The following is a 24,224-nucleotide window of genomic DNA, read 5'->3' as shown; positions in this document are numbered from 1 at the left end:
GAGCGCCATCCCGCGAACTTTTGTTATCTATCCAAAATCACAAAGGTAATCAGCTTTATGCCGAGAGCAGTGATTTTTTGTCGATTTCTTGCATTACCGGCCCGCTCATGGTGATCAGGACTTGGCTCTCCTGGTACTTTTCAATATCCATAATGACAGGTTTGACAAGGTTCAGAATCTCCTCCTTTAGGGATCTGACTCCAAAAGACTCCTTCATAGCCTTCTCGCTCACAGAGTCCAGAACCTCGTCGGCAAAAGACAGTCGCACTCGGTCCGCGTCCCAGAGAACATCCCTGTAATACTTCACCGGCGATTGATCGCTGGATTTGAGGATGTTCAGAATCATCTCTTTCGTAATCGGGTTTGTTTTGGTCAATGTCGTGAATCTTCCAACGAACTCCGGCGTAAATCCGAACTTCACAATATGGTCTTTGGTGAGCTTCGCTTCCCACTCCTTAGAGTCAGAGTCCCCAACGAGATCAATCTGTTTGGAGTTTGTCAGACCGGAGATCTCTCCGATTCCCTCAAAAGCTCCCGCTCCGATAAAGAGAATTTTCTTCGTGTTGAAGACGATCTCCCGGTCTCCGTTTTGGTTGCCGGTTTTGACCATTAGGGGAATCTCGGCGCCCTCCAGGATCTTTAGAAGTTCTTGCTGAACCATCTCGGACTTGAACATGTCCGAGGTCTTTGAACGGCCAATCTTGTCAATCTCGTCAATGAAAATGATCGAGCGCTCGGCTTTCTCGATGTCGCCATTTGCCATGTTCAAGGCCATGGAAAGCATGGAGCTGACTGAAAGCCCCACGTATCCGGTCGGAGACCAGCTCGAAGCGTCTACCTGAATCACTGGGTAGTCTTCAAGATTTCTGGCAAGAACGCGGGCCAGTTCAGTTTTGCCACTTCCGGTCTTTCCCATGATGATGGTGTTGTGTTTCATGCTTGAGTAGTTCCCGCGTGCGCCACGGGTGTGCATTGACACCGCCAGTGCCAGGGCGGCCTTGGCCTCATCTTGCCCAATAACGCTTTGATTGAACATCTCTATGATCTGACTTGGCGAGTACACGCGAGGCCCTTGCTTGCTATTGCCTCCTGCTGTGAGTCCGTTTTGGTTCAGCGTTTTCCTGATCATCTCAGACGTCTTATCAAGACAGTCGGAACACACGATCACATCGTTAAACTGAGCTGCCAGAACCACTTGCTCACCACATTTATGACACTGAACCATAAAAACTCCCCCTCCCGAAGAGATCATTTTTACCGAAACATCCTCAATTATCATTTCGAAACATCATCAATTTGCGGGATATATGCTGAACACGAAAATATTCAGATCCCGGTAAAATATCCTTTAAAAACCAAAACACTTAAAGACTCCCGATAACAGTGTCGGTAAAAATATTTTGGCTTTTGAAGTGTTCGCGATTAGCCGATACCTTCTTGTAATAAGGGTCCTCTTGGGGAACGCTAACGTTTCTCGCCCCGCGGACACCACGGTTAAAACAGATAACAAACTGGACATCATCCTTGAAAGGGCAGCTCTTCTTAAGCTGTCGCAAAAAGGCTGTGCCCTTTCTGATGTTTGTTTCCGGATCAAAGAGGTCTTTCTCTTTGATTTCCGCAATTGTTCCTTTTAGGAACGAGGGGGTTTTTGTTTTATAGATCGGTCCAAGATCTGGTTCAGCGAAAAATTCTGGGCGCAGTTGCATTAAGCCAATTTCGCCAATACCGCCGACAGCTTTTGTGTTAAAACTACTCTCCGTCTTGATCAGTCCTGCTACCAGGTAAGGGTCAAGGCCGTTTGCGTTCGAATACATTGCTATAAGCATCAAGATTGTTTTCATGAACCCAGTATATCCCGTTTTCATGTTATATACCGTCGCAAATGTGGCTTCGTATCACATTGGGCCATTTACATTACATACTACGTTTATATTTGTATATACCGAGATCGGGATTCTTACACTGATACGGAATTCAAATATGGAGAGAATTTAATATTCCAGTAACGTAAAATTGCTTTGGGAAACTTAAAAAGTCGGAAACGACAAAACACATCGTTAAGGAGGTACGTACAGTGAAGGGCGATGAATTGGTCTTTAGAGTTGAGGGTGCATTCAGAACGATAACTGATATGAGCGACGGAACGCTAAAAGCGGAAAAGGATGTTGAGCTGGATTTTTTACCGGCGAATCAGTTTTTAGACCTGCATGAAGCCCTAGAGATCATCAAAACCGAGCTTAAGCTCAGTGGGGGGTGGGAAATATACAGTGAGACGAAAGCTGTGATGAATATCATCAAGGACGGCTGTCACCACAAGCTTGTCGTTTGTTACGATGTTGTTGCTTTTGAAGATCTGCAAGAAGTGAACATATACCAAGAAGCAGCAGCATAGTTTTAGAGGAGCCGGGAAAATGATGTCCTGGCTTTTTCTTTTTTATCAGAGCGCTCTTATCGAGCGACATTCCTTTTAAAATATATCCAATATAAAGAGCTTTTTCATCCTGGCAGTGTGGTGGCTATTTACCGTCCACAAAGCATGTATCCATGCCGCGAAGATAAGGGTTTGCTGTTGCCCAGGTGAAACTCGCGCTACAAGAACACCTTCCTAATACAGACTCCCGCACCCTCCTAAAAAGGAGGTCGATGAGTACCAGCTCCGGTCAAAGTGGAGCCGCCCATTGGTCCAAAGAACAGGGACCGCGCTGTTGGGAAAGCTAACCGTCGAGTGTCGCCTTTGGAGAGGATTAAACGGCTCGATGCGAAACAAGAGATTGCGGAGAAGATAAAAACTTCTCTTTTTTAAAAACGCAATTTTTGTCTTATTATTATAAGATAATTGCCCTCCCATGCCTTCATTTCTAAGAGATTCTTGGACTTTTGGGTCCGGGTTAGGGTCGGGGGCGGACCGAGCCCCCGGACAGAGACCCGCTAGGGTCAAATAAAATTGAACATCTTGTGGTTCTGATCTTTAAAAAATGAATCAAGACAAAAACTGTTTCCTGAACGGTTGATAGGCTAGCTCCGTAAATCTCTCAGTCCACTGAAAAAGTGTGGATGCCACCTTTCTGGCTATATCAGAAAATATACCCCAAAAGGGATAAACCAGCACACGCCCAGCGCCTCCTCAGTCTATTTATAGAACGTAGGAGATGTGCATGAAAAGCTTCGCGAATTTCTTTAAATCACTGATGGTGTTCGGGGTTATGCTCCTCCCCTCCCTCGCTTTTGCGAACATGAAGGAAACCGAAGCTGCTGAGGATCTTGCCAGTAAGATTGCCAGTGACATGTACACTTCGATCCTAAAGTCATCATCCGCTCTCATTTCAGCCGTTGATTTTAAAGTATTGATTCTTGTTCTAAGCCTCGTTGCTTTCGGCAAAATGATTTATGACGGACTCGAAAGCACGGACCGTGTTGCCACCGGGTTGTTAAAGCTCTGCATCTACGCTTCTCTTGCGACTTTTTGCGTAGATTCTGGCGCGTATCGTGCCACCGGCCTGGGTCAACAATTCTCAGCATACACCCAGTCTGAATCCACAGGCTATCTCGATGGAGACTTCATTAAGGCTGCGAAAACATTTGCTGACGGTCTTGCAAATGCCCTTTTCGCTGGAGACGGTCGTCAGCAGTTTTTGAAAGCCAGAACAGAGGCGATTGAGTATATCGTTGGGTCAGAGCCCAACACTATTGATTTTGACAATCCGTTAAGCTTCTGGAAGCTTGTGACTCCTTCCGGGTTCTTGATGTTCGCTTTTACGATTGTTGATCTTATTTGCGCGATCCTGGTTTTCATCACGATGATCATCTTTTCTGCCTACGCCGCCTTGACCCTGATTGGCTTTAAGTTGATTGTTTCATTCATGGTTCTTGAATCGTACCGAGACGAAATCAAGAGAGCGTACAAGGTGCCCCTTGCCAGTGCATTCTTTAATGCTGCAAACATCTTCATGCTCGGAATAATGGCGATGATTTACAGCTCGTTGATCACCTTGTTGAAATCTTACAGTGTCAACGTGGCAGCTGATACGACATTCAGGCTGGTAACAGTCGGGTTTCTTGTGTTTATGATTGCGGCACAGATCGCCTGCATCTGGCTCATCCCTCGCGTAGCCCGCGATATTTTGGATCTATCGCTTGAGAACTTCACAAAATTGCCGGGTGAGATCGTCAAAGGTGGCTGGGGACTTGGAATGTTGCTTGCAAACCCGGCGTCAGCGATCATTGGAAAGATTATGGGCCAAGCCGGAAGTCTTGGAGCTGGTCTTTTTGATAAAGTAAAAGGAAAGTTTGCAAACAATCCTTCGTCTGAGTTCTCTGGCGGCGGACCTGCATCAGCGGCGGCTTTCACCAATTCTCAGAATGGTCCATCCAACATGTATGGGGGAGCAGCTGGGTTGACTAACGTACTCGGCGGATTAACCTCTTCGTCCTCCCCTGCGGCTCAACTTCCATATGGCGGCAGTAATTCTGGATTCAGTAACGGACCTGGACCATCCGCACCATCAGGAACGCCTCAACAGCCGTCCGGCCCATCTTCCGGCGGCGGCGGTTCTGCGTCCCCGGTAGTGAATGTTCAGCCTACCGATAAAAAGAAGATTTATAACAAATCAGAGGATCTTGAAAAGATCGTATCTTCAAACGACTCTCAAGACCCCTCGCAGCCCAAAGCGTCCTTCTCAGATATTGGTTCTGATGAAAACAATGGGAGTTATCCTGTAACCATTGATGTGACGCCGATAAAAGAAAAAACTCTGACCAATGTCTCAGAAAGGGATGTTGGCGGTGACGCTGGGTCTGACGGCGTTATTGATGCCGACGCAGTACGCGATGTCTCCGAGGCAGGACTCCATAAAGAAAAGGGTGTAAGCAAGACAAAAAGTGTCCTGAAAAAAGCTTGGGGCGCGACAAAAGTTGTTGCTAAAATTACGAAAGAAACTGCCAAGTACGCGGGCGGCGTGGCAGCCGAAACTGCGAAACTGGCAGCCGAAACAATTCCAAACTGGGACAAAGGTGCGAATCATGTCTTCGACAGAGCTATTGACAGAGCCGACAATATCGCTGGAACAACCGCCAGAGCTATTGGAAAAGACTATCTTCACATCCATGGACAGAATAAAGGCAAGCTTGAGAGCGAAGTTCAGCAAGAAAAGCTGAAAAAGAAAAATTCCAAGGGCGATGATCGCTCCGAGAAGCCGAGCAAAAACAAGACTCAAGAGAGTGACGAGAATAATGATAAGGGGAATGAATAATGGGTACGTGCAAATGCTTATTCTGTAACAGGCCATTTGACCCAAACAACACCAACAACGTTGGTGCCGAGTGGGGCTACGGACCTGAATGCTTTAAGAAAATCGTGAACGGCGAAGTAAAAATGCACGGTGTTCTCGTCAAAAAACCAATTTATGATGAGATTGATACGTTGGCGGCAGAGATTGCGTGCAACGAAGGGCGTGAACAAACTCCTGTTGATCATTACCGCGCGGTACTGACAAAAGCTCACTACGCTAATGCTATGACCGGAACTGGCGACTACCCTATGGAAGCTATTCGCGGAATACGTTATCACAGCACTTACGACCATCTCTTTGATGCTCGTGAAAAAAAGTTGCTGGACGAGACTATTGAATGGATGGAGAAAAGCTTAAATCCTGTTGAAATGGAGAGGTACATTCTTGAACAGGATGATCTTGCTGATGAAGTTCAGAAGGTGATCAAAAACGCCGTATCCAAAAACTACGTCGCGCAAAAAGACCGAAATGACTACATCAAAGATACCGATCTGGGTATCGCCGTGCCCTTCGTTCGGCTGGGAGTCAGAGACGCTGACCCAATTGACATTATCATGGCGAATAAAGCCGCTGAGGAATACGAAACCAACATGTTTCTCGTCAATTCGGCTCACAATATGCCCGAAGAACATCGCCATGTTCATCTTCCATCCGACAATCTGAGACTCTTATCAGACGACGGCAAGACCTTGGACACGTCTTTTGAGGGTGCGGTCAGAAAGGCTCTTGAGGCTCAGGCAGTTTTGAAAACAGGTAAGGACGACACGTTTGACGCCAGCATGACGAAGCTGTTTAACGGCTCAGGGAAAGAGGATCTGGTCAAAAGATACATTGATCAATACAAGAAGGACCTCGAGGGGAAAACTATAAAAGTGGCCGGAGCCTTTTATCCTCAACGCGCTCTCGACGAAAACATTCGCAACAACGATAAGGCCGGCGACCTTCAAGTAAAGATCCGCTCAACTACGAACTACTTGGCCCCTCACGCAAAGCAGTTGCGCGACATTGCGGAAGGAAAAGAAAAGATAACGCCGTACTCTATCGCTCCTCTCGCCTTGGCCCCTCTTGCAAAGTATGCCGAGAAGGACGGGTACAGCGCAATCGTGATCAAGTCGCAAAACGGCGAGTACAGAGGCATCAGCTTCGTCAAAGCGCACTCAATGCTAAAGGATACGTCTTCTCCTTTTGAGAAGGCTTACTCAGCATGGACCCAATGGTCGGGCGGCAAGGCTGGCGCCGCAAAGAAAGCTGCTGCTGGCGAATCTATCCACATTGTTGCCAGGGGCACTGATGAGGCAATCTATGTCTACTGTGTGAATCCCGTTGATGTTACTTCTCTGCCGGAGGATATCAGAAGCAACTTCGTGAGAGTGCGTTCTGAAGGAAAAGAGAAGGGGTTCCAATTCCTTTCTTGCTACGAGATTGGGGAGAACTTCAGTGGAGATCCGCACAAGTATTTGCTTGCCCCCGCCTCTTTAGAGGAGTTCAACAGATTCTATCCAAAATATGAGAATCCCGATTCGGTAAACTTTGAGAAGGGGCCTTTAATGTTGGGCGGGCTTACGCAAAGCTTCAGCCTCTCGCCTCTTGCTGAGACCGGGAATCCCATGATTTCAGACTATGTCTTCCCAAGAGATATGGTCCACAGGCTTGGGGTTGCCCGGTACAAGAGACCGCTCGCCGAGACTCTTGCGATCAGAATGAAAGCAAAGAAATAGAGACCTGAAGACATCATCTCTAAAGAGATAGTGTCTTTTTAAGAAGCTCTTGTTCCTTCGCCAACTTTAAAATCTCTCATACAAGCTACCGTTTTTTGACCAGAAAACACGATGATACCCTGGGCTTTAGCTGCTTGCTCCGCTGCTGGCGTCAATGTGTTGTTGGTGATGAGGACAAGTTCAGCTTTGCTGGTTTTGACAATGCCTTCCTGACGGTAAACGTGATATCCACGAACAAGTTGGTCAATAGCTTCTACGCCCACAGGCTTTGAATAGTATTTGGCTTGAACGACCGCAGTAGTCGGCTCACGATCAATCAGACTCTGACCGTAAACCAGCACGTCAACACCCTGGTCAAAGCCTTGAATTTTCTTAAGGCGGCCCCACTTCTTCAAATCCGAGGTCAGGTGATACGAGCCTTTGTAAATTTGAGACAACATCTCGCCAGAGGCGTACTCAAAATTATCACAATGACGCGCACCCAAGGTGTGCTTATTTACTGGAACACTGATGTTTCCACCAACTGCTTTAAGGACGATCACTGATTTTCGAGAAACAACCTTTGCAAGATCAATTGACCAATCTTTTCTACGGAAAGCCGCAAGTGCAACCGCTGCCGCAATTCCAGAAAGTGCTGCCACTCCTGAAAATCCGACAAGGATGTCTTTGGTGACTTTAAGGTGCTTTTGGACCAATCTCTTATCAGTGCTGCTCCATTTGCTCAAATTCTTCTCGTATTTACCGGCCTTAGCGTAAACTGCGCCTTTTTTCGTCACTTCTGGCAACTCTGAACGAAGCCCGCGTAAATTGTAAACACTGTAAACCTGCATCATGGCAACAGCGATAATTGCCCACACACGAAGACCATCAGCGATCTTTTGACCAGCATCACTATTCTTTGTCTTATAGATCAGGTGAAATGCAAAATAGGAAACCACAGAAGCAAATATAAATGGGCCAGAATAGATCCAGTACTCCAACGTGCTCATCATTGGGTGCGCCACATAGAAGGTCGCCAAAGGCTGGCCGACACCGATAAGCTCAAAGGAGAGGAATTTGAACATAACCACTGTGGCCACTACCGGAAGAACGTAAATGCCGGGAGTCAAAGCCAGAGCAGCCAGAGCCAACGCCACAACAACGAAGGGGTACAAATAAGAGCTCGCAAGAGAGAATAGCACCATGGTGCCGATCGTCATGATGCCATGCTTGGTGAACACAACTCTTCCAATTAAAGTAAGAATCGCGCCGATAAGCTTTCCAATTGCCGAGTTTGTTGCAGTTGTTGAAGTCATAGGGCCTCCAGGTATGCTTTCAATATAATATACCTTTTACGGTATATCCATATAAAAACGAAATATCGCGTCAAAGTGAGACATTTCGATAACTTGGACCATGGAATTTCTTCACCGAGCGCGAAACGGCCCGTTAATTGCGAGCCAATTTCGGGTCGCTGACGGCCCCTTCTCCTTCATCCTACGAGTATAAGGAAGTGAAAATGGTGCTTGGTCTTGCTGCCCACAGAATTGATTTGATTTTGGCGTTTGATAACACGAAGGATAATGTCCTGTTTGTAGACAACCTGAAGGTCGACGCTGTCGATATTGGTGCGGCAGTCAGAAGTTTCGTAAGAAACATCTGCGCCTTCAAGGACGACTTTCAAATTTATACCGCGGACCGATTCTTCTCAATTGGGGAATTCTACGCCACAAAGGGCTACGACGCCTCTTACTACGCTGCCGGAGACGCGCTGAAAAAACATTTTGAGCAAAAGTTTGCCAACATCTTCCGCGACACTCCCCAGGGGTACAAGTCAGACAGTATGGACTATATCTCCCCCTCTGAGCTTGTTTATCCGGTCCTCTCTAGCGAGAACCAGCACGCCTTTTACATAATGCCGGTGTATATCATCACGGTCAAAGAGAAGGCGAAGAAGATGGTTGAGAGCTTGGACAGCTTTAAAACGAAGGATCAGGATTCTTTGACCAAAAAAATGTTCGATGCGACTCACTTGAAGAATGTCGTGAGCTGCGCAACGAACGGGGCAACTTACCTGTCCGCTGTCCCGAGAAATGTTGACCTGGTGAAGTTTATCAGTGCCAGACTCGTCAAAAAGAACCTTTTGCAAATTCAGTCATAATACCCCCCCCTTCCCCTCTGCGGCTATTTATGTGCATGAGCAAGGAGGGCTGGGTGAGAAACATCGTTCTGACGACCATTATGACAGTTTTGGTTGGCTGTGCCCCGGAGGCTGATCGGGCACTTGAGACTCCAGTTCCAGCTATTCCAAAAGATGATGCCCTGCCGATGTCTCCATTTACGTCACATGAGATTAAAACGACGTCTGGCGGTTATATAGTAGAAGCAGCAGCTACCCGGCAAAATAGCTCAATTCGCTCAGCGAATGGGTATGTGATTGAAGCAGCTGTTCAATAAGGGGATAGAGATATGAGAAGTTTGATTTTGCTAATTCTTATGATTCCGAACATCTGTCTTGCATTTTCCTTCTCTGGAAGGATTAAGTCACCAAGTGGGCAACCTCTCGAGTCGCCATCTGTTACTTTCACGCTCTCTCTAGTTCCGGAAGAGAATCCTTCATGTGTCCTGTACAGGGAATCAAAGACGGTTGACATGACAGGCTCCTCGGGACTTTTTAATGTCGATGTTGGCTCAGGAACAAGGCACTATCAGGCTAACGGATTAAACGTGTTTGCAAACAAGGAGTACTCTTGCGAGGTCGGCCCCTCAGTGATCAGCAGCGGCAAAATAAAACTTCACGTTTCATTTATTGAATCCGGAAACTTTGTAGACGTTGGCCACTTTACGGTTCCTGTTGTGCCCGCCGCAATTAACGCCAAAGAACTTGAAGGCATCGGCGCCTCAGGTTTCATTCGAGCGCAGAACGGGGTGACTCAAGGGACCCTTGAGTGGTTTTCAAGTATCGCCACCGACATTTCTGCGACCATCAGTGGCAACTCGCCTCACTATTTGAAAGTTTCAGATGCGGAGAATGTGGACGGAAATGCGTTCAACAAACTGGACAAAGCTTTGAATCTCGCGGATCTAAGTGATTTTGCTCAAGCTCGTGCAAATCTTGGTCTTCAGACCCTTGCAACAAAGACGTTTGTTGCTGAAACCGACTTGGCCACTTCCTTAAAGAACAAGATTGACCAAAAGGCCGACACTTCTGCCCTTGGTCCCCTAGCTACGAAGACTGAGATTCAAGAGACTGACTTCGCATCATCTCTTCGCTTAAAGCTTGATGGGAAACTCGATTCAGACAAAATCGACTTTTCAGATTGCACATCTGGGCAGGTAATCGCCTTCAGCAGTCCTCTCAACAAACACATTTGCCAAAACATCAGCGTCAACATTGCCGAGGTTTCTGGCCTTCAATATGTCTTGGACACAAAAGCTGATGCTTCAGCCATTGAAGGTAGAGTGAAAAACGAAGGCGACGTTGAATCTTTACAAGCAGGCCCTGAATCAGCCAGGCCTTCGGCTGGGCAGCCTGGCCGTGTGTACATTTCGACTGATACTCGAAAGATATTCTATGACTTGGGACCCTCGTGGGCATCAATCGGGATCAGTTCCGCGGCCGACCTTACTGGAGATATTTCCGGAAACTCTCAAAACGTCAATGGCGTGGTGAATGTTGCCAATGGCGGAACCGGGCGCACATCTCACACCGCGAATTCTGTCCTTCTTGGAAACGGTGGGTCTGCCCTCAACTCTGTCGCTCCTGGATCCGCGGGAAACTTGCTTACTTCAAACGGAAGCACCTGGGTGAGTCAGGCTCCAACTCCCCCTACGGTTCCTTCTGGTACTATTTGTGGCTCTCGTTTGATCTCTTGTAACTCTAGTGGAGGCGGATCTCCGCAATATGACTATAATGGGTCATCCTCCGTCCCTTGCAACGGAACTGCGCTGATCGCGACTGGTTGCAGCGCAGGCAGGGCAACAGGAGTAACTTGTCCGACGGGTTATTCAGCTGCGTCGGCATATATTCTGGAGGACACTATTGCTGAAAGACTTGTGTGGCACTTCATGTGTCGAAAAAATTAGTTCACAAAAAAGATCGGGGGCTCACGCCCCCATTTGTTTTTCGAAACTCAGGATTGCTTCAAGCTGCGATCTCATTGACCGCAGAATAAACGCGGGAACCACGTCGAGCGGATCAGAGATAAACCTGGTGATCTCCGGCCCAAGGTAATCAAGGGCTTCCTGATTATTGCTCCAAGATGCCTCGTGATATGAGGTCAGAAGCGACATGGCCGCGATCACAACCCTCTCCTCTTCCGAGTACCCCCCGTACTCCGACGGGTCCATACCGGCGGTGTCCACCATCTGCCTATAAAACTCCTCAAATTCCGGGATAAGCCCCATCTGGCCAATCTTCTCCACAATCAGGCCAATCCAAGGAGGCAAAATTTCCATCAGTGAGTCAATGTCCTCTATGCTCAGGAGAAGCTCCATGATTTCTCGGGACAGGTTTTCGTTTTGCTCGTCCTGCGCTCCCTTGAACGGCAGATCAATTTTCAGCGTTCCCATCGCTACGTCTCCTACGCTGCCAGCTTCAAACGAGAAAGTTCGGAACTCTTCCCATTTCTGTGACAATTCATCAAAGCCACCAGATCCGCCTTTACTTCATCCAGTGTCCCAACGATCATGGATGTCAAAACGACCTCTTCTTCGTTATGGACGAATTTCACAGAACCGCCAAACTTTCCGTCGATGGCACGATACTGGAAAAGTGGAGCGAACTCCTTCTTATCTTGTTCTTTGGCTTTAGGGGCCTTGATCGTGTCAGCCTGGAAGCACTCACCAAAGAAGAATGATCTGATAGCTGGAATTCTTCTTGCGGCAAATCGCAGGTACGTTACGAAGTCCTGATTAGACTGCACGGCACTCATTTGCAGAACCCCGTCGATCAGAAGAAGCAAAGTGCTTCTGCTTTGATCGTCAGGAAGTTCACTGATGACGGTTTCTTTAAGGTCTTGAACATCACTGTCGCTAAATCCTGGAGCAAACACGAAGTGATCGGAACGCTGGCTGTCGTGGCACTGGCCACCAGTTAGTGCAGCCCACTTCCCGATTTCATGAACCGTGTCTGCCGCTTTTGCTTGTGTGTATCGGTAGCGGCCCAGAATCCAGGCTACGCAGCTGCTTACGAAATGGTTGACGTTTTCAAATCTGCGATCTTCCGGTGAAAGGTGCTCGTCAGCAAGATACTCTGACACTTTCTTTTCAACCGCCTGAACCATCTCGTGATCGAACTCGATATTTTTCATGCGCTCATAAACCATAACAAAAAGTTCATCTCTTGTTTTTGGTTCGTAGGTGAGCATCATGTTTTTAAGAACCGTATCCAGATACTTCTTTAGGCCATTTTCCAAGATGCCTTCTTTGGAATACACCTCTTTGGCCGACATCAGTTTGGTTCTTACCTCTTCCTCTCCGAATCTTTCAACAGCCTTTCTTAGAAGAGTAGCTCTCACACCGAATTCTTTTTGTAGTTCTTTCACGTCCAACCTCCGAACATAGAATGTCCTAACAGTTTCGGTATATCCACACAAAAATGGAATATGTATCCAAATGATACAAGGAAAAACTGAATCTTGTTAAGTGGATACCCCGAAAGCTGCTTAAAATATAGGCCCCGCCTGCGCCTCCCGCGAGTCGTTTCATCCTAAAGATGATGGTGAGGTTGTTATGAAGATATTTGTTCTTATTTTTTCATTTCTCGCATTTTCGCTCGTGGTCGAAGCCCAAGAGGCAAAACTTCGGCCCCGATGGTCTTCAGTTGAAGTTACCTGGGCGACAACAACTTTGGGAGAAGAGTCAATGGCCACGTCGACCATGACAATTCGCTCTCATGACGGAGCGAGCATTACCGGCGTTTCGATGACCAGTATGACTGACCCAGCCGGTGAGAACATCAACCTGTACTCACTTGAGTTGGGAGCCACGGTCTTTGAGCGCGGAAAAAACTCGATCAATCTGATTGGCGGCTTCGGGCTAAGAAGCCATCAGGACAATGGTTCGTACGGGGCGCAATACAACTTAGCGGTTGAATTAGAGCGCTATGTTGCTCGCCCAGCTATACTTAAAATGGGTCTAAAGCTCGGGGATCTCGGCGCGCCAATAAATGGCGACAAATCAAACTATCAGCAGGTGTACGGCGGCATCGCGTTCGAATTCTAAAACTGGTATATACCATCCAGTTTCTGGTGCATATTTCGTTCTATTTTGAGACCGGGCATTCCAGACCCGGTCGAACTATTTATATACTAAACAAGTGAACTTCAAAGGCCGATCAGTAGGAGGCCCTATGAAAATCTTGAACGTTACCTTTGCCATAGCCATTTCTTTACTGACTGCCGCATGCACCGACATTTCTCCTTCGGTGGGGTGCCTTGTTGACTGCGCTGATTCTCAAAAAGTGGGGATTTCACAGGAAAGTGGTGAAATCGTTGTTGGCAAGATGCTTTCCCGAGGCTCTACTAATATTCGGTTATTTGAAGACCAAACCGAAGTCCCTGTAAAGGTTGCCAACAAAAGTCGCGGCACAGTTGGGTTGCGCCCCGTTGGCTCAAACTTCACTCTCAAAACCTCTGCCGTGTACCGAGTCCTCGTTTCCACAGCTCAAGCTGGCGAGCAATCCTACAGCTTTGTCATCGAGGTGAAGGACGGTTCGGCCAACGTGCAGCCATTTGCTACGGTTGCTCCTCCAGTCTGCTCGGCAGGCCAGCAGCTGACTTTCGACGCTCAAGGCATGTTTACTTGCACTCAGGTCTCTGACAACAGCGTGATGAGCTTCGCGAAGCAGACTCTTCCGGTTTGCGGGCCTTCTCAAGCCCTGTCCGCCGACGGAACTTCTTTCTCATGCGCAAACGTCACTGACGGGTCCGTGAAGTCTTTCGCCAAATCTGAGCTTCCTGTTTGTACCGCTAACCAGGCCTTAAGTGCTGTTGCAGGATCCATGACTTGTGTAAGTGTGCTGGACTCGGACAAATTGCCGATGACGGGCGGTGTTCTTTCGGGAAGTCTTGGAATGAACGGCCAAAAGCTGCACGGCCTTTCAACGCCTGTCCAAGGCGACGAGGCGGCGAATAAAAGCTATGTTGATGACGGGTTTGTTAAGATTCCGGCAAATGGCGACAGAATTTCGATTGCAGCCCCCTCCAATACGTCCGCCGCTGCCGAGACCGTCATGATTGGCGGATCGGGCAATATTGCCGAAGGAAAAGGGTCTGTTGTCATCTCCGGCCAAGGGGCTGTAACCAAGAACGCTTATGAGCATGCTGTCTCCTCGGGACCGACCGGGGCAAAGCGAACGCAGACACTGTCTGTGCCTCTTAAAGGGTCTGGCGCTGGCTGGGTGACCCTTTCACCCGACTCTTCTGGGATCACGTTGAACCTCATTGGCGGCGCCTCTTACATCTGCACGCTCGATGTCGTGGGAAAAAACCAGGTGGACGGATCAATCCTTGCCTACTCAAACAAATACGCCATTGCAACAGACCCTGCGCTAACAATCTCCCAGTCCTCTGGGACTACCATTGCCGGCTCACCGATCGTGTCTCACAGCTCGTCCGCCGCTTCAGCCTTGCGCCTGTCGATTCGCGATGGCGCCAATGGCGATGACGTGGCCTGGTCCGGCAATATCTCCTGCTCTTTGATCGGCAATTAAAAAAGGCCCCCTGAGGGGGCCTTAAATTCTCTTAAACAGATCGTCGAGACTCTCATCGTCTTTGTTGATTCGCCCCTTCATTAAGGGCTTCGTTTCTGACCCGCCTGGCTGGTGAGGCGGCTTGCTTAAAGTCAGCTTATCGAACAGCGCCTTGTACTCTTCCTCACTTGAAAAGGCCGCCTTGTTGTCGGTCATTTCTCCGATGCGTTTGAGCTCTTCGGTTGAAACGGAATATCCGCCCACCTTTGCAACCAGGTTCTTCATTGGATCGTTTCCAGAGAAGTTGATCGAGATGACTTTGTTGACCTTGAGAATTGAGAGGGCGTCCTCAAGAGCTTCTGGGTTTTTCCCTTTATCGGAGCTGCCGTCAAAACTGCTTTTAACAGCCTTGTTCAAAACGACGGCGTATCTTTCTCCATCCTTCTCAGCAATCAGATCTGCCACAAGGCTCGGGTTCCCTTGAGGCGAGGTGACGAAACCAAAGAGGCTTAAAACACGGTCGGCCACGGTTTTTAGGTTGAACTGATCGAAAGTGGATAGGACTTTAGCGAGCGGCTTAATGCGAGCAAGGCCATCTGACCCAGATCCCATAAGTCCTGTTTTCAGCTCTTCGAGAGTGATCCCTAAGAGGGTTGCCTTGAAAGGCTTTCGGTAATGTCGTAACAGATTCTCGGTTTGATAATTCAGGAAAGGGAATTGCATGAACCCTTTTTCAACTGCGCAACGTCCATTTTGCCCCGTCATGATTTGTTCCGCGTGAGGCATCCCCGCAGCCGAGGCGTCGCCCGGATTGTTGACCTTGAAAACCAACCATGAAGAGATGCCTGTCTTTAGTACGCTTGGGATATCATCATACGTTGCACGCTGGGTGAGCAGCACAAAAGAGATTCCGTACGCTCTGGCCACTTTCTGCATCAGGATGAATTGGTTTGCCATCGTGCCTTCCTTGTCGCGATTTTTATCAAAGTCCATGATTTTGCTCAGCATGAGCATCCCGAACTCCTCGATAACGACAAGAATTCTGGCCAAGTGAGTGAAATTAGGGTCATAGTGAGGCGAAGAAGGGTCCTTTTTGATTCTCTCGTAGTCGTAGATGTTTTGCGCACCTACTCGGTAGAATTCAGTGCCCCTTGCAACACTCTGGGCGTAGATGAGATCGAAAGCGGCCGCCGTCTTTTCTGGGTCCTTGATTATCGGGATTGCTGACGGGTGATCGAAACACATCTTGTAGTCAGTCATCCCCTTTTCAATGTCTATCATGAAGTAGACGGTTTTATGACCATTGACCATCATGTGGTTCGATACAGAAAATCTTCCGCTGACAGACTTTCCGGATCCCATTCCGCCGATAAAGGCCACGCCAGGGTCTTTCACCAGATCAACGCTGTGATAGTCTTCTGTCTTATCAAGGATACCGAACACGAAGCGATCGTCCCAATCCCCCGATTCGATTCGGTTCATGTAGCTCTTCAAGGAAATTTCTTTTCTCGGCACCTCTGGCAAAAGATGGCTGATGGGGTTGAGTTTCATTAAAAACCTCCTGAATAGCTGTCGAGATAGTCTTCAACTCCCTTCCAAAGAAGGATGGAGTCAATTCCGTGTGCAACAAGAAAACCCATCGCGAAGAAGAAGTCTGGGTGATCTTCCTTTATTTCGAGACTTCGCTTGGTGATCTCGCGCAAAGACCCGAGTCTCAAAGTATGAACGTCGCCATTGTCAAAACGGATGACCATAAAGCCTCTTTTGAGATCAATGTCGTATGAGTCGACTGAATTCAGGTATGGCTGAAGACGCTTTTGGTGACTGCCGAGTCGCTGTGGCAACTTAAGGTTGTTGCTCATCCTCTTCATCTCGTCTGGGAAGAGATCCTCAAGAACGCCAAAAAGATCAGAAATTTTCTCCTGACTCACCCTTTTTGTTGCCAGCATCTCTACCATTATCTTCCTAAAGCGCCGGGTGTACTTCTCAAACTTCTCTTGGCGGGTCAAAGCCCGCTGACCTTCTGCTCGTTCCATGAGGGATAAATAGACCAAGCTGACCTCCCCTCTAAATGCTTGAAAATTATGGATTCTGCTCACAATCAGCTCAATGGCGACGCCTTCGCCTGACTATTTATAGAATAGTCGGCCCTGGGAGGTTCTATGAAAATGATCATCATTGGTGCAATACTGGCAATGGCTCTATCCGGATGTTCTCCCACAAATATCGCAGGCACCCCGTCGGCCCCGACTGTTACTGATGACCCTACTTTCCGCGACTACAAACTCAGGTTTTTCAACTACGGCTACCAGGTGCTTAACGTGGATTTATCGGGAGATGATACTCCGATTGCGTTCGACTCCATTGAGCAGGCTGACGAGGACGTTATTGCAGCTTGCGTGATGTATAAAAGCGGCAACAGGGTCGTGAGCAAATTTATTCTTGTTCGTCCCGACGCCTGGATTACCATGAATGACACCGAGGCGGAAATCACCATCAACCACGAGCTCGGCCATTGCAATCTGTGGCGCGACCACATTGAACAAGCAACTTTGGGGGTTCCTGATTCCATCATGTACCCGCGAATCCTGGATCCAACCCTTTATCAAAGCCGACTTACCGAATATGTTCGCGAACTCTTTGAAAATTCGGGGCTTGGCCAGTCTTATCTCTCTGCCATATCCGGAAAAAAGCTCCATAAGCTCACGCACGTTCTCAAAAGAGACGGCTCTTGCGGAGTGATCGAGGAAGAAGTTTCGACCCCAGATTCAATATAGTTATACCTTAAACGGTATATTCTTTAAAAGACATGTTGAAGAAGCCCGAAATCTCACGGGTTTCGGGAATTGTGTTTGATGCCATTTAACTCATGAGCGGGAGGTGACTCATGAAAAAGGCAATCCTACAAGACATCAAGAAGCTTCGTGATTTTGCAAAGTCTCTCGGCGTTCGAGTGATCATTCGTCGGAAGACAAGCGATGATGCCGGAACTTATGACTACGATTCAAAACTCGTCACAATCAATATTCAGAAAAAATGGTCGCAAAAAGATATCGTCAAAGCGCTGATCCATGAAGTGGCGCACGCGCACGGCGACAAGCTCTTTGGTCGTGATCACGTTTTCAAAAAAGCCTTCAAGCACGCCGGTGAGGATTGCAGAACGATGCCCGCAGAGACCCGCAGAGCTATTTACCAACTCGAGAAAAGAGACATCGAGCGCATGCACTCAATCTGGAAGATGCTGGACCTGAAGTCCGTTTCAGAGAAAGAGGTCATCGACGATGCGCTTTTTGATCTTACTGTTTATGAGTACTACGCTGACGCATCAAGGCACCTCTCTAAAAGGAGACGGAGCCAGCTCAAAAGAGCTATCAGAGAAGGCAAGAGACTTCAGCTTGTGAGAATTCTCTACAAAAAGATGTAATTTTGTCTCGTTCTGATATTCTTTAAACGGTATATATTCTTTTTTCGGTATATGGTTTATTATTGTTTTCAGGAGGCTATTTTATGGTTTTAAAAGCATTGAGACAGAAAGCAAACCTTACCGCGGAAAAAGTTGCTGACCTCGTTGGTCTGCGCCAAAGCAATGTGACAGCATACGAGAAAAGATTCGAAAATCGCTCGATCACTTTAAAGAGTTTGATTCGTCTCGCTTCAGCTTGCGGGTACAAAGTGCAGGTTGTTTTTGTGAAGGACACTGAAGAAGTCAGAGTCGATGTTCAATAAAACTCAATCTCCGACTGAAAGATTTCGCGGTTTGAGTTAATGCGCGACCGGAGGTAAGGTGAAATGACACGCAAAGAGATCATTGAGAAGCACGGTATGCATGACGGCAAGGACGATGTCAGATTCGAACAGGCGCTGTATTATTCCTGCTACCTTGATCGCCCGATTATTTCGATCTTTGTTGGTCTGATCACTCTCGAAAGAAAGGGTGTTATCTCCTTGAGAGAGCGTTAGCGCAAGGAACTCATGTTCATCATCCTTTGAATCAATTTTTTGTTTAAGAGGGTCTAATGTTTTTACAGGTTTCTGACTGCGTCGTTATGGTTGAAGTTTCCGACGGAAAATTCTACGGCAAAATTCTTGGTCCGGATTTGAATTTTCCAAAGCCGGCTGGAGATACGATTGCTGAGATGGCTGAATCCGCAAAAACTATTCTCGATGGTATCCGAGCCGGATTGGCGGAAGCCGAACAAAAAAAGAGAGTGCGAAAAGCATCATAACTAGCAAAATTCCTAATATTCCGCAAATTTCGTTAACCCTCACAACACAGTCTATCCAACACCCGCACCAGGGCGGCGTTCACAACGCCCTCCCCTTCTAATATTCTGTTCAAATCAAAATAAAGGCTCTTAAGCACCTTCTTTTACTCATTTTCCGGGTCAACCCATTAAACAGGTAGGCGGACGATTTTAAAAGCATATAGATTTCAGGAGGTGTCCCGTGAATAAAGTGATTGTCTGGATGTTTGCTTTGGCGACCGTGGGGTTAGTAGGATTCTGGCTTGCTGTCGGAGACCCTAACGATTGCCGTAAATTCTCCAACCGTACGCGCTTTGAGGTCGGTCCAATTAAGCTTTATTTGGACTCCCAAGTAATCGGGACTTGCAAAAGATGACATTGAACCTCCCGTCTATTTATAGACGGTTGCGCAAACATTGCGCAGAGGATACGGAGGAAATAAATGATGAAGCTTTTGCTTGTTTCACTTGCTTGTTTTGGTCTTGTCGCCTGCAAAGATGGGTCAACTGGATCCGCCGGTCCCGCTGGAAAAGACGGCAAGGACGCTACAGAAATCGCCGACGGAGCGATGCCGCTGTCAAAATTGAGCGTCGCTGCGGCGGCTGAAGGATCCGTGCTGGCCGTCGAAGGAGGAAAGGTTGTGGCAAAGGCGATGGCCTCCTCTGATGCGAAAATTCTTTACAAAAACTCAAGCGGTCAAGTGGTTGCAACTCGCGGGGTCAGTGATCCAGTATTCCGTCTTGCCAGTGGCATCTATGTAAACAGGCTGTCAGAGGCTCCAAATAATCCATTGCGAGCACAAGCAATCGGCACGACGGCGGGAGGGACTTTCTCCCTGACAGTAGTGTACTCGGGAGCTGGTTGCACTGGCGAAGCGCGTTTCGCTAACGGTGACTCGTATATGGATTACAATACCGAGGTTCTGGGAATGATCAGCTCTGTTGGCCATGGGGCTAACGGCACTTATCTCCTCCCAGATCTTGATACCGGGAAAATCACGACCCCTTTCAACGCATTGTCGCACATGCAAGACGAAACCTGCACTGATGGTACTGGCGCTGTTATGACGCAAACTTGGCGCACGATTCCGCTCCCCGGCGGGTCGCCGCTAGTTGGTCTTGATGTTGTCAGGGCAGATTACGAATAGCTAGATAGTTAGACTATCGGTATATGGAGGAAGGTCGATTAATTCGACCTTCTTTTCTTAACGCTGCCTTATTCCGTCGCTCCAGAACCAATTTCTCAATAGAAGCCCCCTGGTAACACGCCGATAAAGTCGGGACAAAGTCGGGCTCATAGTGGGTGCAAACTCAGGTCATACTCAGGGCAAAGTTTACGTCGCAATTCTCTTTAGTCGGAGCGAAGTCGGTGCGAAGTGGGGACACACTCAGGGCAAAGTCGGATCCAAACCTGGGGCGCAAAATGCTTTTTTTTCGAACTCAATCTCTGCTCAATTCTTCCTCAATAGATCTTTCAAGTTTTAAGTCGGGTCACAAGTCGGTTCAAAAACTCTCTAGATAGATAGATAGAAAAAAATATTTATTTTCTTTCTTTCTAATAAGCTCACTGTTGCCCCGACTTTGCACGAATAAAACGCGATGGGTCAGAGATTCGATTTCACGCTGCAACTCTAGAGCACCAAACTTTAGTTGTTGTAATAGATTTGACAATTGATGAAGTTTCGATACGATTTCATAAGAAACCCTATCAAGATAGGAAAGACGTCATGAACGCGAACGTTGAGACTGAATTGTCCATGAACCCAATCAACAAAAGCAACAGCACTCAAAAGCCCGTGGTCGTTGAAACTCGTGCCGCTGAAACGGCGCCTATTAGCTCTTACGATCCCCTTATTTCCAGAAAGTTGATGGAGGGCATCTGCGGTTTGAGTACCAACACTTTAGTGAAGTACGAAAATGAAGGTTTGATTCACCCGCAAAAGGTCCGTCACGGCGGATTGGAAGTTGTGACGTATCGCGTAACAGACGTTCAGGCCGTGCTTAAAAAACGCGGTGTTAGCTTTACCAAAAAAAATGTTGCTGAAGTGATCTCGATCTTTTCTCAAAAAGGTGGGGTTGGAAAGTCGGCATTTACGCAGCACTTAGGGTCCATGTTGTCACTTGTAGGTCGCGTTCTTGTTATTGACCTCGATAGCCAATCTGACGTGACAAGTTTGTTTGGGTTGAACGTTAAATTTGCTGACCTTGTAACTGAAGATGCTGAGCTTGATCCTACTATTGCCGAGTTGATGGACTGGAAGCTACAGGATGGTCACGAATCTCCATACCGGAAATTGCCGTTCGAAGCGGTCGTAAAGAAGATCTCCCCTAGCCTGCACGTCATTCCGGCAGATTTGGATTTGGGTGAGATCAACTACAGCCTTAATCGCCTCCCTCTTGAGGATAAGATGGATGATGATGGGAATGTTAAGCCAGCTATTTTGTATATGATCAAAGACGTTATTGATCAAATTAAACATCAATACGACTTCATACTGTTCGATTGCCCGCCAAATATTGAGACGTGCAACGTGAATGCCTTATTTGCCTCAAACAGAATCATTATCCCGCTGGAGCTTGAAGCTAAGTGCTTGAAGACGATGAGACGAAACGAGGACTTCCTCAAGAGACTTGCTTCTATCCATCCTGGATTTGATTGGGAAAAGATTTTAGTCGTTCCAAACAAGTTTAAACGCGAGAACATCAAGATTAAAGCGTTAGCGAAGCTTCAGGACATCTATTTTGACAGAACCGACGTCCAACTCTCTGAAGCGGTATTCCCTAATGGTGCCATTATCGACCGCTGTTCAGAAGCTCGTGAACCAGTTTTTGTGGCAGCTACGAAGTACGGCAAGGACTTTAAGTCTGGCGTACCTCAAGCGAAAGAGTTTACCAACTACTTCTGGGCAGTAATGCATGAGATCTTAGACGTTCCGTTGACACACCTTGTGTTCCCGGACAGTCAAGAGCTGGAGGCTTAATTGGGACTTCTAGATTCTGATGCGGAAGAGCTTAAAAAGAATAGGACCGAAAACTCAACAGGAAGGCCTGTTAACAAGTCTGGCCTTGGTGCTTTGAGGAAGTACGCTGATTTGACAGCCAAGTATCGCCAGACTGGCAACGACCCAGCGCCCGTGGAACAATCCCGTGGAACGCCCGCAAAGTCGGAGCAAAGTCAGGGCGCTCAGCCCGCTGGCGGAAATGTTGAAGTCGGTGCAAAGTCAGTGCAGCTTGATGAGGTCAAGAATTCGACCTCAAGCCCCGCCGTGGAACATGCGCGTGGAACATCGGAAAAGTCGGAGCAAAGTCAGGGCGCTTCTCAGGACTTATCAATACTTGAAGTCGGGGCAAAGTCGGGACAAGGTGACGCAGTCCGATCACTCCCCCAGTCTTCTGAAGATGCCAAAGTCGGTGCAAAGTCGGAGCACACATCCGCACCAGAGTCTGCGCCTCAGCATGAGGAAAGTCGGGGCAAAGTCGGGGCGGAGTTTACACATTTCGAAATCAAGAAAGACCTTCCTGACACGACAGAAGAATCTAATAAAGTCGGGACAAAGTCAGAGCAAGTTTCAGTCACTGCTTCCGATTATGTGGCCCAAGGTTCTTCCAAGATTGTCTCAAATGAGAGCCGCTCTTCTTTGGATTTTCAGGTTTCCGAGCAAACGCCAAAGTCGGGGCAAAGTCAGAGCACAAAACGCTCCCCTGCCGTTTCTATTCAATTAGAGGCCCACAAAGTCGGAGCAAAGTCGGGGCACGAATTTAGCATTGAGAAGGAAGCTAGTGGAAGTGAATTAGGTCTCACGAAAGTCAGTGCAAAGTCGGATCAGGCCGTGTTCGCTGATGAATCGAAAGTCGGGGCAAAGTCGGGGCAACTCTCCACCGAAAACACTCATGGTGAGCAATCGAAAGATCTCGACTCTAATATGTTAAAGTCGGAGCAAAGTCGGAGCAAAGTCAGGGCATACCATTCGCGCTCTGTGGCTGAGCAATTCAATAAAGTCGGTGCGAAGTCGGGGCAAGAGAAGGTCTCGATTGAAGATCATCAAAAGACACTTCCCCCTGATGCCGAAATTAAAGTCGGGGCAAAGTCGGATCAAAAAGCCTCGGGCGGCGCTTCGAAAGTCGGGGCAAAGTCGGGGCAGGTTGTGTTGGGAGAAGTGGGGCGCAGATTCGCTTCAAACATGAGTGTCCCAGTTGATGGTCTGTTGGGGCAGCTTAAGGAGCAAAAAATTCAGCGCACTGGGCTCAATCCACAAGATAAGAGAGTCGTGCCTGAATCAAATGATCCGGTGGATGTCGCTACTGTGAGCGGATCGCAGCGTGTGATCTTGGATTACATGTTCGACTTGTGCATCTGGGCAAATTCTCTGGTGACCCCTCCAATCGTGATTGGGCAGCTGGCCAAATCCACCGGTATTAACGAGGGCACGGCGATTTCGTCTATTAAGCGCATGTGCAAAAAGGGCGTAATCTCTCGTGATACCTACAAGGACGGCAAAGGCGGATGGACGAAGTACAAGCTCAATGAGACTGTCTACAAGGATCTTGTGCATCAGCGGCAAATGGTTTTGTCAGGCAAAATGCCACAGGCGCCTCATCTTCTGTCGAGTGTGGCTTCTGAGCCGGAAAAGCCGCCTCTGTCATGGTTTAATGACCTTGATTTCAGCAGCGTTCACCCAATTAGTCCGAGTTTGGTGAATTCTAAGATCAAGAAAGCGGTTCAAGAAAAATTAACTCCCGAGCAAGTGCAGGATTTCATTTCTCGGTACACGTCCTGGTTTGTAACGCAAGCTCAGGACCAGATAGGGAGTCCAGTTGGTCTGTTCTGTAGGAAACTGCAAGAATTTGCGGTTAATGATGGCGCCTCTCCCATTCTTTCATTCATGACGAAGGAGGAGTTGGCAGTAGAGGCAGAGTTCCTGGCCAACGCTGAAAAAACTCGCCTGGAGATGGAGCTGGTTCGAAAGGCAAAGGAGCAGCAGAGGGAGCGCGAGTCCGAGGAAAAGTTTGAAGCGTGGTTTGCTTCCGCATCCGAACAAGAGAAGAGGGCAGTCTATGCGCCAACAGCGCATGCACCGATTGATTCTCAAGTTTATAAGGCCGCTCTCCGAGAAACGTACAAGCAAACCTTTGGTGCGGTTTAAGCGCGCTTTTTGTTGACGCTTGGCTCAGGCTCTTTTTTATAAAAACGCATGATTATTGGGAAGGGGGCGAGAGCCCCTTTTCAGATCTCCCGGTAGCAACTCACTCAAGAGTCGCGAAGGCGCAACATAATATATCGTAAATGATATATCTCTCCCCTC

General features: G+C 47.9%; 23 protein-coding genes. 16 read left to right on the top strand and 7 right to left on the bottom strand.

What is annotated here, in order from left to right:
* Positions 1–55: 55 nt before the first annotated feature.
* Together ACZ5ZZ_RS18080 and ACZ5ZZ_RS18075 are read right to left on the bottom strand one after the other, a co-directional pair.
* Positions 56–1,225 carry an AAA family ATPase gene (locus tag ACZ5ZZ_RS18080; protein ID WP_464142464.1) on the bottom strand — a complete coding sequence of 390 codons (1,170 nt, stop codon included), beginning with the start codon at positions 1,223–1,225 and terminating at the stop codon, positions 56–58.
* 139 nt (positions 1,226–1,364) lie between these two features.
* On the bottom strand, positions 1,365–1,841 hold the full coding sequence (locus tag ACZ5ZZ_RS18075) for a transglycosylase SLT domain-containing protein (RefSeq protein WP_464142462.1): 477 nt from the start codon (positions 1,839–1,841) through the stop codon (positions 1,365–1,367).
* A gap of 233 nt (positions 1,842–2,074) precedes the next feature.
* Between ACZ5ZZ_RS18075 and ACZ5ZZ_RS18070 the strand changes: the two genes are divergently transcribed.
* The 3 genes from ACZ5ZZ_RS18070 (at position 2,075) to ACZ5ZZ_RS18060 (ending at position 7,006) form a co-directional block, all read left to right on the top strand.
* Positions 2,075–2,392, top strand: coding sequence for a hypothetical protein (locus ACZ5ZZ_RS18070; RefSeq protein WP_464142460.1), 318 nt, complete (start codon positions 2,075–2,077; stop codon positions 2,390–2,392).
* A gap of 763 nt (positions 2,393–3,155) precedes the next feature.
* The gene (locus ACZ5ZZ_RS18065) at positions 3,156–5,249 is read left to right on the top strand and encodes a hypothetical protein (protein WP_464142458.1); all 2,094 of its coding nucleotides are present in this window, start codon (positions 3,156–3,158) and stop codon (positions 5,247–5,249) included.
* On the top strand, positions 5,249–7,006 hold the full coding sequence (locus ACZ5ZZ_RS18060; protein WP_464142456.1) for a hypothetical protein: 1,758 nt from the start codon (positions 5,249–5,251) through the stop codon (positions 7,004–7,006). The genes ACZ5ZZ_RS18065 and ACZ5ZZ_RS18060 overlap by 1 nt, the downstream gene beginning before the upstream one ends.
* 38 nt (positions 7,007–7,044) lie before the next feature.
* Here ACZ5ZZ_RS18060 and ACZ5ZZ_RS18055 read toward each other — a convergent pair whose 3' ends face one another.
* Entirely contained in the window at positions 7,045–8,301 is a 1,257-nt protein-coding gene (locus ACZ5ZZ_RS18055) for a restriction endonuclease (protein ID WP_464142453.1), read from the bottom strand.
* 197 nt (positions 8,302–8,498) lie between these two features.
* On the opposite strand from ACZ5ZZ_RS18055, the gene ACZ5ZZ_RS18050 reads away from it, so the two are divergent.
* The 3 genes from ACZ5ZZ_RS18050 to ACZ5ZZ_RS18040 all read left to right on the top strand — a co-directional run bounded on the left by ACZ5ZZ_RS18050 (position 8,499) and on the right by ACZ5ZZ_RS18040 (position 11,071).
* Positions 8,499–9,146 (top strand): hypothetical protein, encoded by a 648-nt coding sequence (locus tag ACZ5ZZ_RS18050; RefSeq protein WP_464142451.1) that lies wholly within the window; start codon positions 8,499–8,501, stop codon positions 9,144–9,146.
* A 53-nt stretch (positions 9,147–9,199) separates the two neighbouring features.
* On the top strand, positions 9,200–9,442 hold the full coding sequence (locus ACZ5ZZ_RS18045) for a hypothetical protein (RefSeq protein ID WP_464142449.1): 243 nt from the start codon (positions 9,200–9,202) through the stop codon (positions 9,440–9,442).
* A gap of 195 nt (positions 9,443–9,637) precedes the next feature.
* Positions 9,638–11,071 (top strand): hypothetical protein, encoded by a 1,434-nt coding sequence (locus ACZ5ZZ_RS18040; protein WP_464142447.1) that lies wholly within the window; start codon positions 9,638–9,640, stop codon positions 11,069–11,071.
* A 21-nt stretch (positions 11,072–11,092) separates the two neighbouring features.
* On the opposite strand, the gene ACZ5ZZ_RS18035 is transcribed toward ACZ5ZZ_RS18040, so the two are convergent.
* Together ACZ5ZZ_RS18035 and ACZ5ZZ_RS18030 are read right to left on the bottom strand one after the other, a co-directional pair.
* A complete protein-coding gene (locus tag ACZ5ZZ_RS18035; protein WP_464142445.1) occupies positions 11,093–11,557 on the bottom strand; it encodes a hypothetical protein in 465 nt (154 codons plus the stop codon).
* An 11-nt stretch (positions 11,558–11,568) separates the two neighbouring features.
* Positions 11,569–12,531, bottom strand: coding sequence for a hypothetical protein (locus tag ACZ5ZZ_RS18030; protein ID WP_464142443.1), 963 nt, complete (start codon positions 12,529–12,531; stop codon positions 11,569–11,571).
* A gap of 187 nt (positions 12,532–12,718) precedes the next feature.
* Between ACZ5ZZ_RS18030 and ACZ5ZZ_RS18025 the strand changes: the two genes are divergently transcribed.
* Together ACZ5ZZ_RS18025 and ACZ5ZZ_RS18020 are read left to right on the top strand one after the other, a co-directional pair.
* On the top strand, positions 12,719–13,210 hold the full coding sequence (locus ACZ5ZZ_RS18025; protein ID WP_464142441.1) for a hypothetical protein: 492 nt from the start codon (positions 12,719–12,721) through the stop codon (positions 13,208–13,210).
* A 127-nt stretch (positions 13,211–13,337) separates the two neighbouring features.
* On the top strand, positions 13,338–14,699 hold the full coding sequence (locus tag ACZ5ZZ_RS18020; RefSeq protein ID WP_464142440.1) for a hypothetical protein: 1,362 nt from the start codon (positions 13,338–13,340) through the stop codon (positions 14,697–14,699).
* A 21-nt stretch (positions 14,700–14,720) separates the two neighbouring features.
* Here ACZ5ZZ_RS18020 and ACZ5ZZ_RS18015 read toward each other — a convergent pair whose 3' ends face one another.
* On the bottom strand, positions 14,721–16,058 hold the full coding sequence (locus tag ACZ5ZZ_RS18015) for a hypothetical protein (RefSeq protein WP_464142438.1): 1,338 nt from the start codon (positions 16,056–16,058) through the stop codon (positions 14,721–14,723).
* Positions 16,059–16,228: 170 nt separating this feature from the next.
* Complete coding sequence (locus ACZ5ZZ_RS18010) at positions 16,229–16,714, bottom strand: hypothetical protein (protein ID WP_464142436.1); 486 nt, start codon at positions 16,712–16,714, stop codon at positions 16,229–16,231.
* A gap of 126 nt (positions 16,715–16,840) precedes the next feature.
* On the opposite strand from ACZ5ZZ_RS18010, the gene ACZ5ZZ_RS18005 reads away from it, so the two are divergent.
* The 8 genes from ACZ5ZZ_RS18005 (at position 16,841) to ACZ5ZZ_RS17970 (ending at position 24,065) form a co-directional block, all read left to right on the top strand.
* Positions 16,841–17,455, top strand: coding sequence for a hypothetical protein (locus ACZ5ZZ_RS18005; protein ID WP_464142434.1), 615 nt, complete (start codon positions 16,841–16,843; stop codon positions 17,453–17,455).
* A 110-nt stretch (positions 17,456–17,565) separates the two neighbouring features.
* Positions 17,566–18,102 (top strand): hypothetical protein, encoded by a 537-nt coding sequence (locus ACZ5ZZ_RS18000; RefSeq protein WP_464142432.1) that lies wholly within the window; start codon positions 17,566–17,568, stop codon positions 18,100–18,102.
* A gap of 83 nt (positions 18,103–18,185) precedes the next feature.
* On the top strand, positions 18,186–18,404 hold the full coding sequence (locus ACZ5ZZ_RS17995; protein ID WP_464142430.1) for a helix-turn-helix domain-containing protein: 219 nt from the start codon (positions 18,186–18,188) through the stop codon (positions 18,402–18,404).
* Positions 18,405–18,467: 63 nt separating this feature from the next.
* Positions 18,468–18,638, top strand: a complete 171-nt coding sequence (locus ACZ5ZZ_RS17990) for a hypothetical protein (RefSeq protein ID WP_464142428.1) — start codon at positions 18,468–18,470, stop codon at positions 18,636–18,638.
* A gap of 56 nt (positions 18,639–18,694) precedes the next feature.
* The gene (locus tag ACZ5ZZ_RS17985) at positions 18,695–18,904 is read left to right on the top strand and encodes a hypothetical protein (RefSeq protein ID WP_464142426.1); all 210 of its coding nucleotides are present in this window, start codon (positions 18,695–18,697) and stop codon (positions 18,902–18,904) included.
* 460 nt (positions 18,905–19,364) lie between these two features.
* Entirely contained in the window at positions 19,365–20,069 is a 705-nt protein-coding gene (locus tag ACZ5ZZ_RS17980) for a hypothetical protein (RefSeq protein ID WP_464142830.1), read from the top strand.
* 579 nt (positions 20,070–20,648) lie between these two features.
* Complete coding sequence (locus ACZ5ZZ_RS17975) at positions 20,649–21,902, top strand: ParA family protein (protein ID WP_464142828.1); 1,254 nt, start codon at positions 20,649–20,651, stop codon at positions 21,900–21,902.
* Positions 21,903–22,145: 243 nt separating this feature from the next.
* Positions 22,146–24,065: a hypothetical protein gene (locus ACZ5ZZ_RS17970; protein ID WP_464142826.1), complete on the top strand. Its 1,920-nt coding sequence runs from the start codon at positions 22,146–22,148 to the stop codon at positions 24,063–24,065.
* Positions 24,066–24,224: the final 159 nt, after the last annotated feature.

The sequence above is a fragment of the Bdellovibrio sp. HM001 genome (assembly GCF_055397275.1).
This window is presented reverse-complemented; position numbering and strand designations above follow the sequence as displayed.

Bases quoted from the DNA above. Each gene is read 5' to 3' on its own strand.
- ACZ5ZZ_RS18000 (WP_464142432.1), top strand. From the start codon at position 17,566: ATGAAAAAGGCAATCCTACAAGACATCAAGAAGCTTCGTGATTTTGCA.
- ACZ5ZZ_RS18065 (WP_464142458.1), top strand. From the start codon at position 3,156: ATGAAAAGCTTCGCGAATTTCTTTAAATCACTGATGGTGTTCGGGGTT.
- ACZ5ZZ_RS17995 (WP_464142430.1), top strand. From the start codon at position 18,186: ATGGTTTTAAAAGCATTGAGACAGAAAGCAAACCTTACCGCGGAAAAA.
- ACZ5ZZ_RS18025 (WP_464142441.1), top strand. From the start codon at position 12,719: ATGAAGATATTTGTTCTTATTTTTTCATTTCTCGCATTTTCGCTCGTG.
- ACZ5ZZ_RS18040 (WP_464142447.1), top strand. From the start codon at position 9,638: ATGACAGGCTCCTCGGGACTTTTTAATGTCGATGTTGGCTCAGGAACA.
- ACZ5ZZ_RS18060 (WP_464142456.1), top strand. From the start codon at position 5,249: ATGGGTACGTGCAAATGCTTATTCTGTAACAGGCCATTTGACCCAAAC.
- ACZ5ZZ_RS18075 (WP_464142462.1), bottom strand. From the start codon at position 1,841: ATGAAAACAATCTTGATGCTTATAGCAATGTATTCGAACGCAAACGGC.
- ACZ5ZZ_RS17990 (WP_464142428.1), top strand. From the start codon at position 18,468: ATGACACGCAAAGAGATCATTGAGAAGCACGGTATGCATGACGGCAAG.
- ACZ5ZZ_RS17975 (WP_464142828.1), top strand. From the start codon at position 20,649: ATGAACGCGAACGTTGAGACTGAATTGTCCATGAACCCAATCAACAAA.
- ACZ5ZZ_RS18020 (WP_464142440.1), top strand. From the start codon at position 13,338: ATGAAAATCTTGAACGTTACCTTTGCCATAGCCATTTCTTTACTGACT.
- ACZ5ZZ_RS18005 (WP_464142434.1), top strand. From the start codon at position 16,841: ATGAAAATGATCATCATTGGTGCAATACTGGCAATGGCTCTATCCGGA.
- ACZ5ZZ_RS17985 (WP_464142426.1), top strand. From the start codon at position 18,695: ATGTTTTTACAGGTTTCTGACTGCGTCGTTATGGTTGAAGTTTCCGAC.
- ACZ5ZZ_RS18010 (WP_464142436.1), bottom strand. From the start codon at position 16,714: ATGGAACGAGCAGAAGGTCAGCGGGCTTTGACCCGCCAAGAGAAGTTT.
- ACZ5ZZ_RS17980 (WP_464142830.1), top strand. From the start codon at position 19,365: ATGATGAAGCTTTTGCTTGTTTCACTTGCTTGTTTTGGTCTTGTCGCC.
- ACZ5ZZ_RS18035 (WP_464142445.1), bottom strand. From the start codon at position 11,557: ATGGGAACGCTGAAAATTGATCTGCCGTTCAAGGGAGCGCAGGACGAG.
- ACZ5ZZ_RS18080 (WP_464142464.1), bottom strand. From the start codon at position 1,225: ATGGTTCAGTGTCATAAATGTGGTGAGCAAGTGGTTCTGGCAGCTCAG.
- ACZ5ZZ_RS18055 (WP_464142453.1), bottom strand. From the start codon at position 8,301: ATGACTTCAACAACTGCAACAAACTCGGCAATTGGAAAGCTTATCGGC.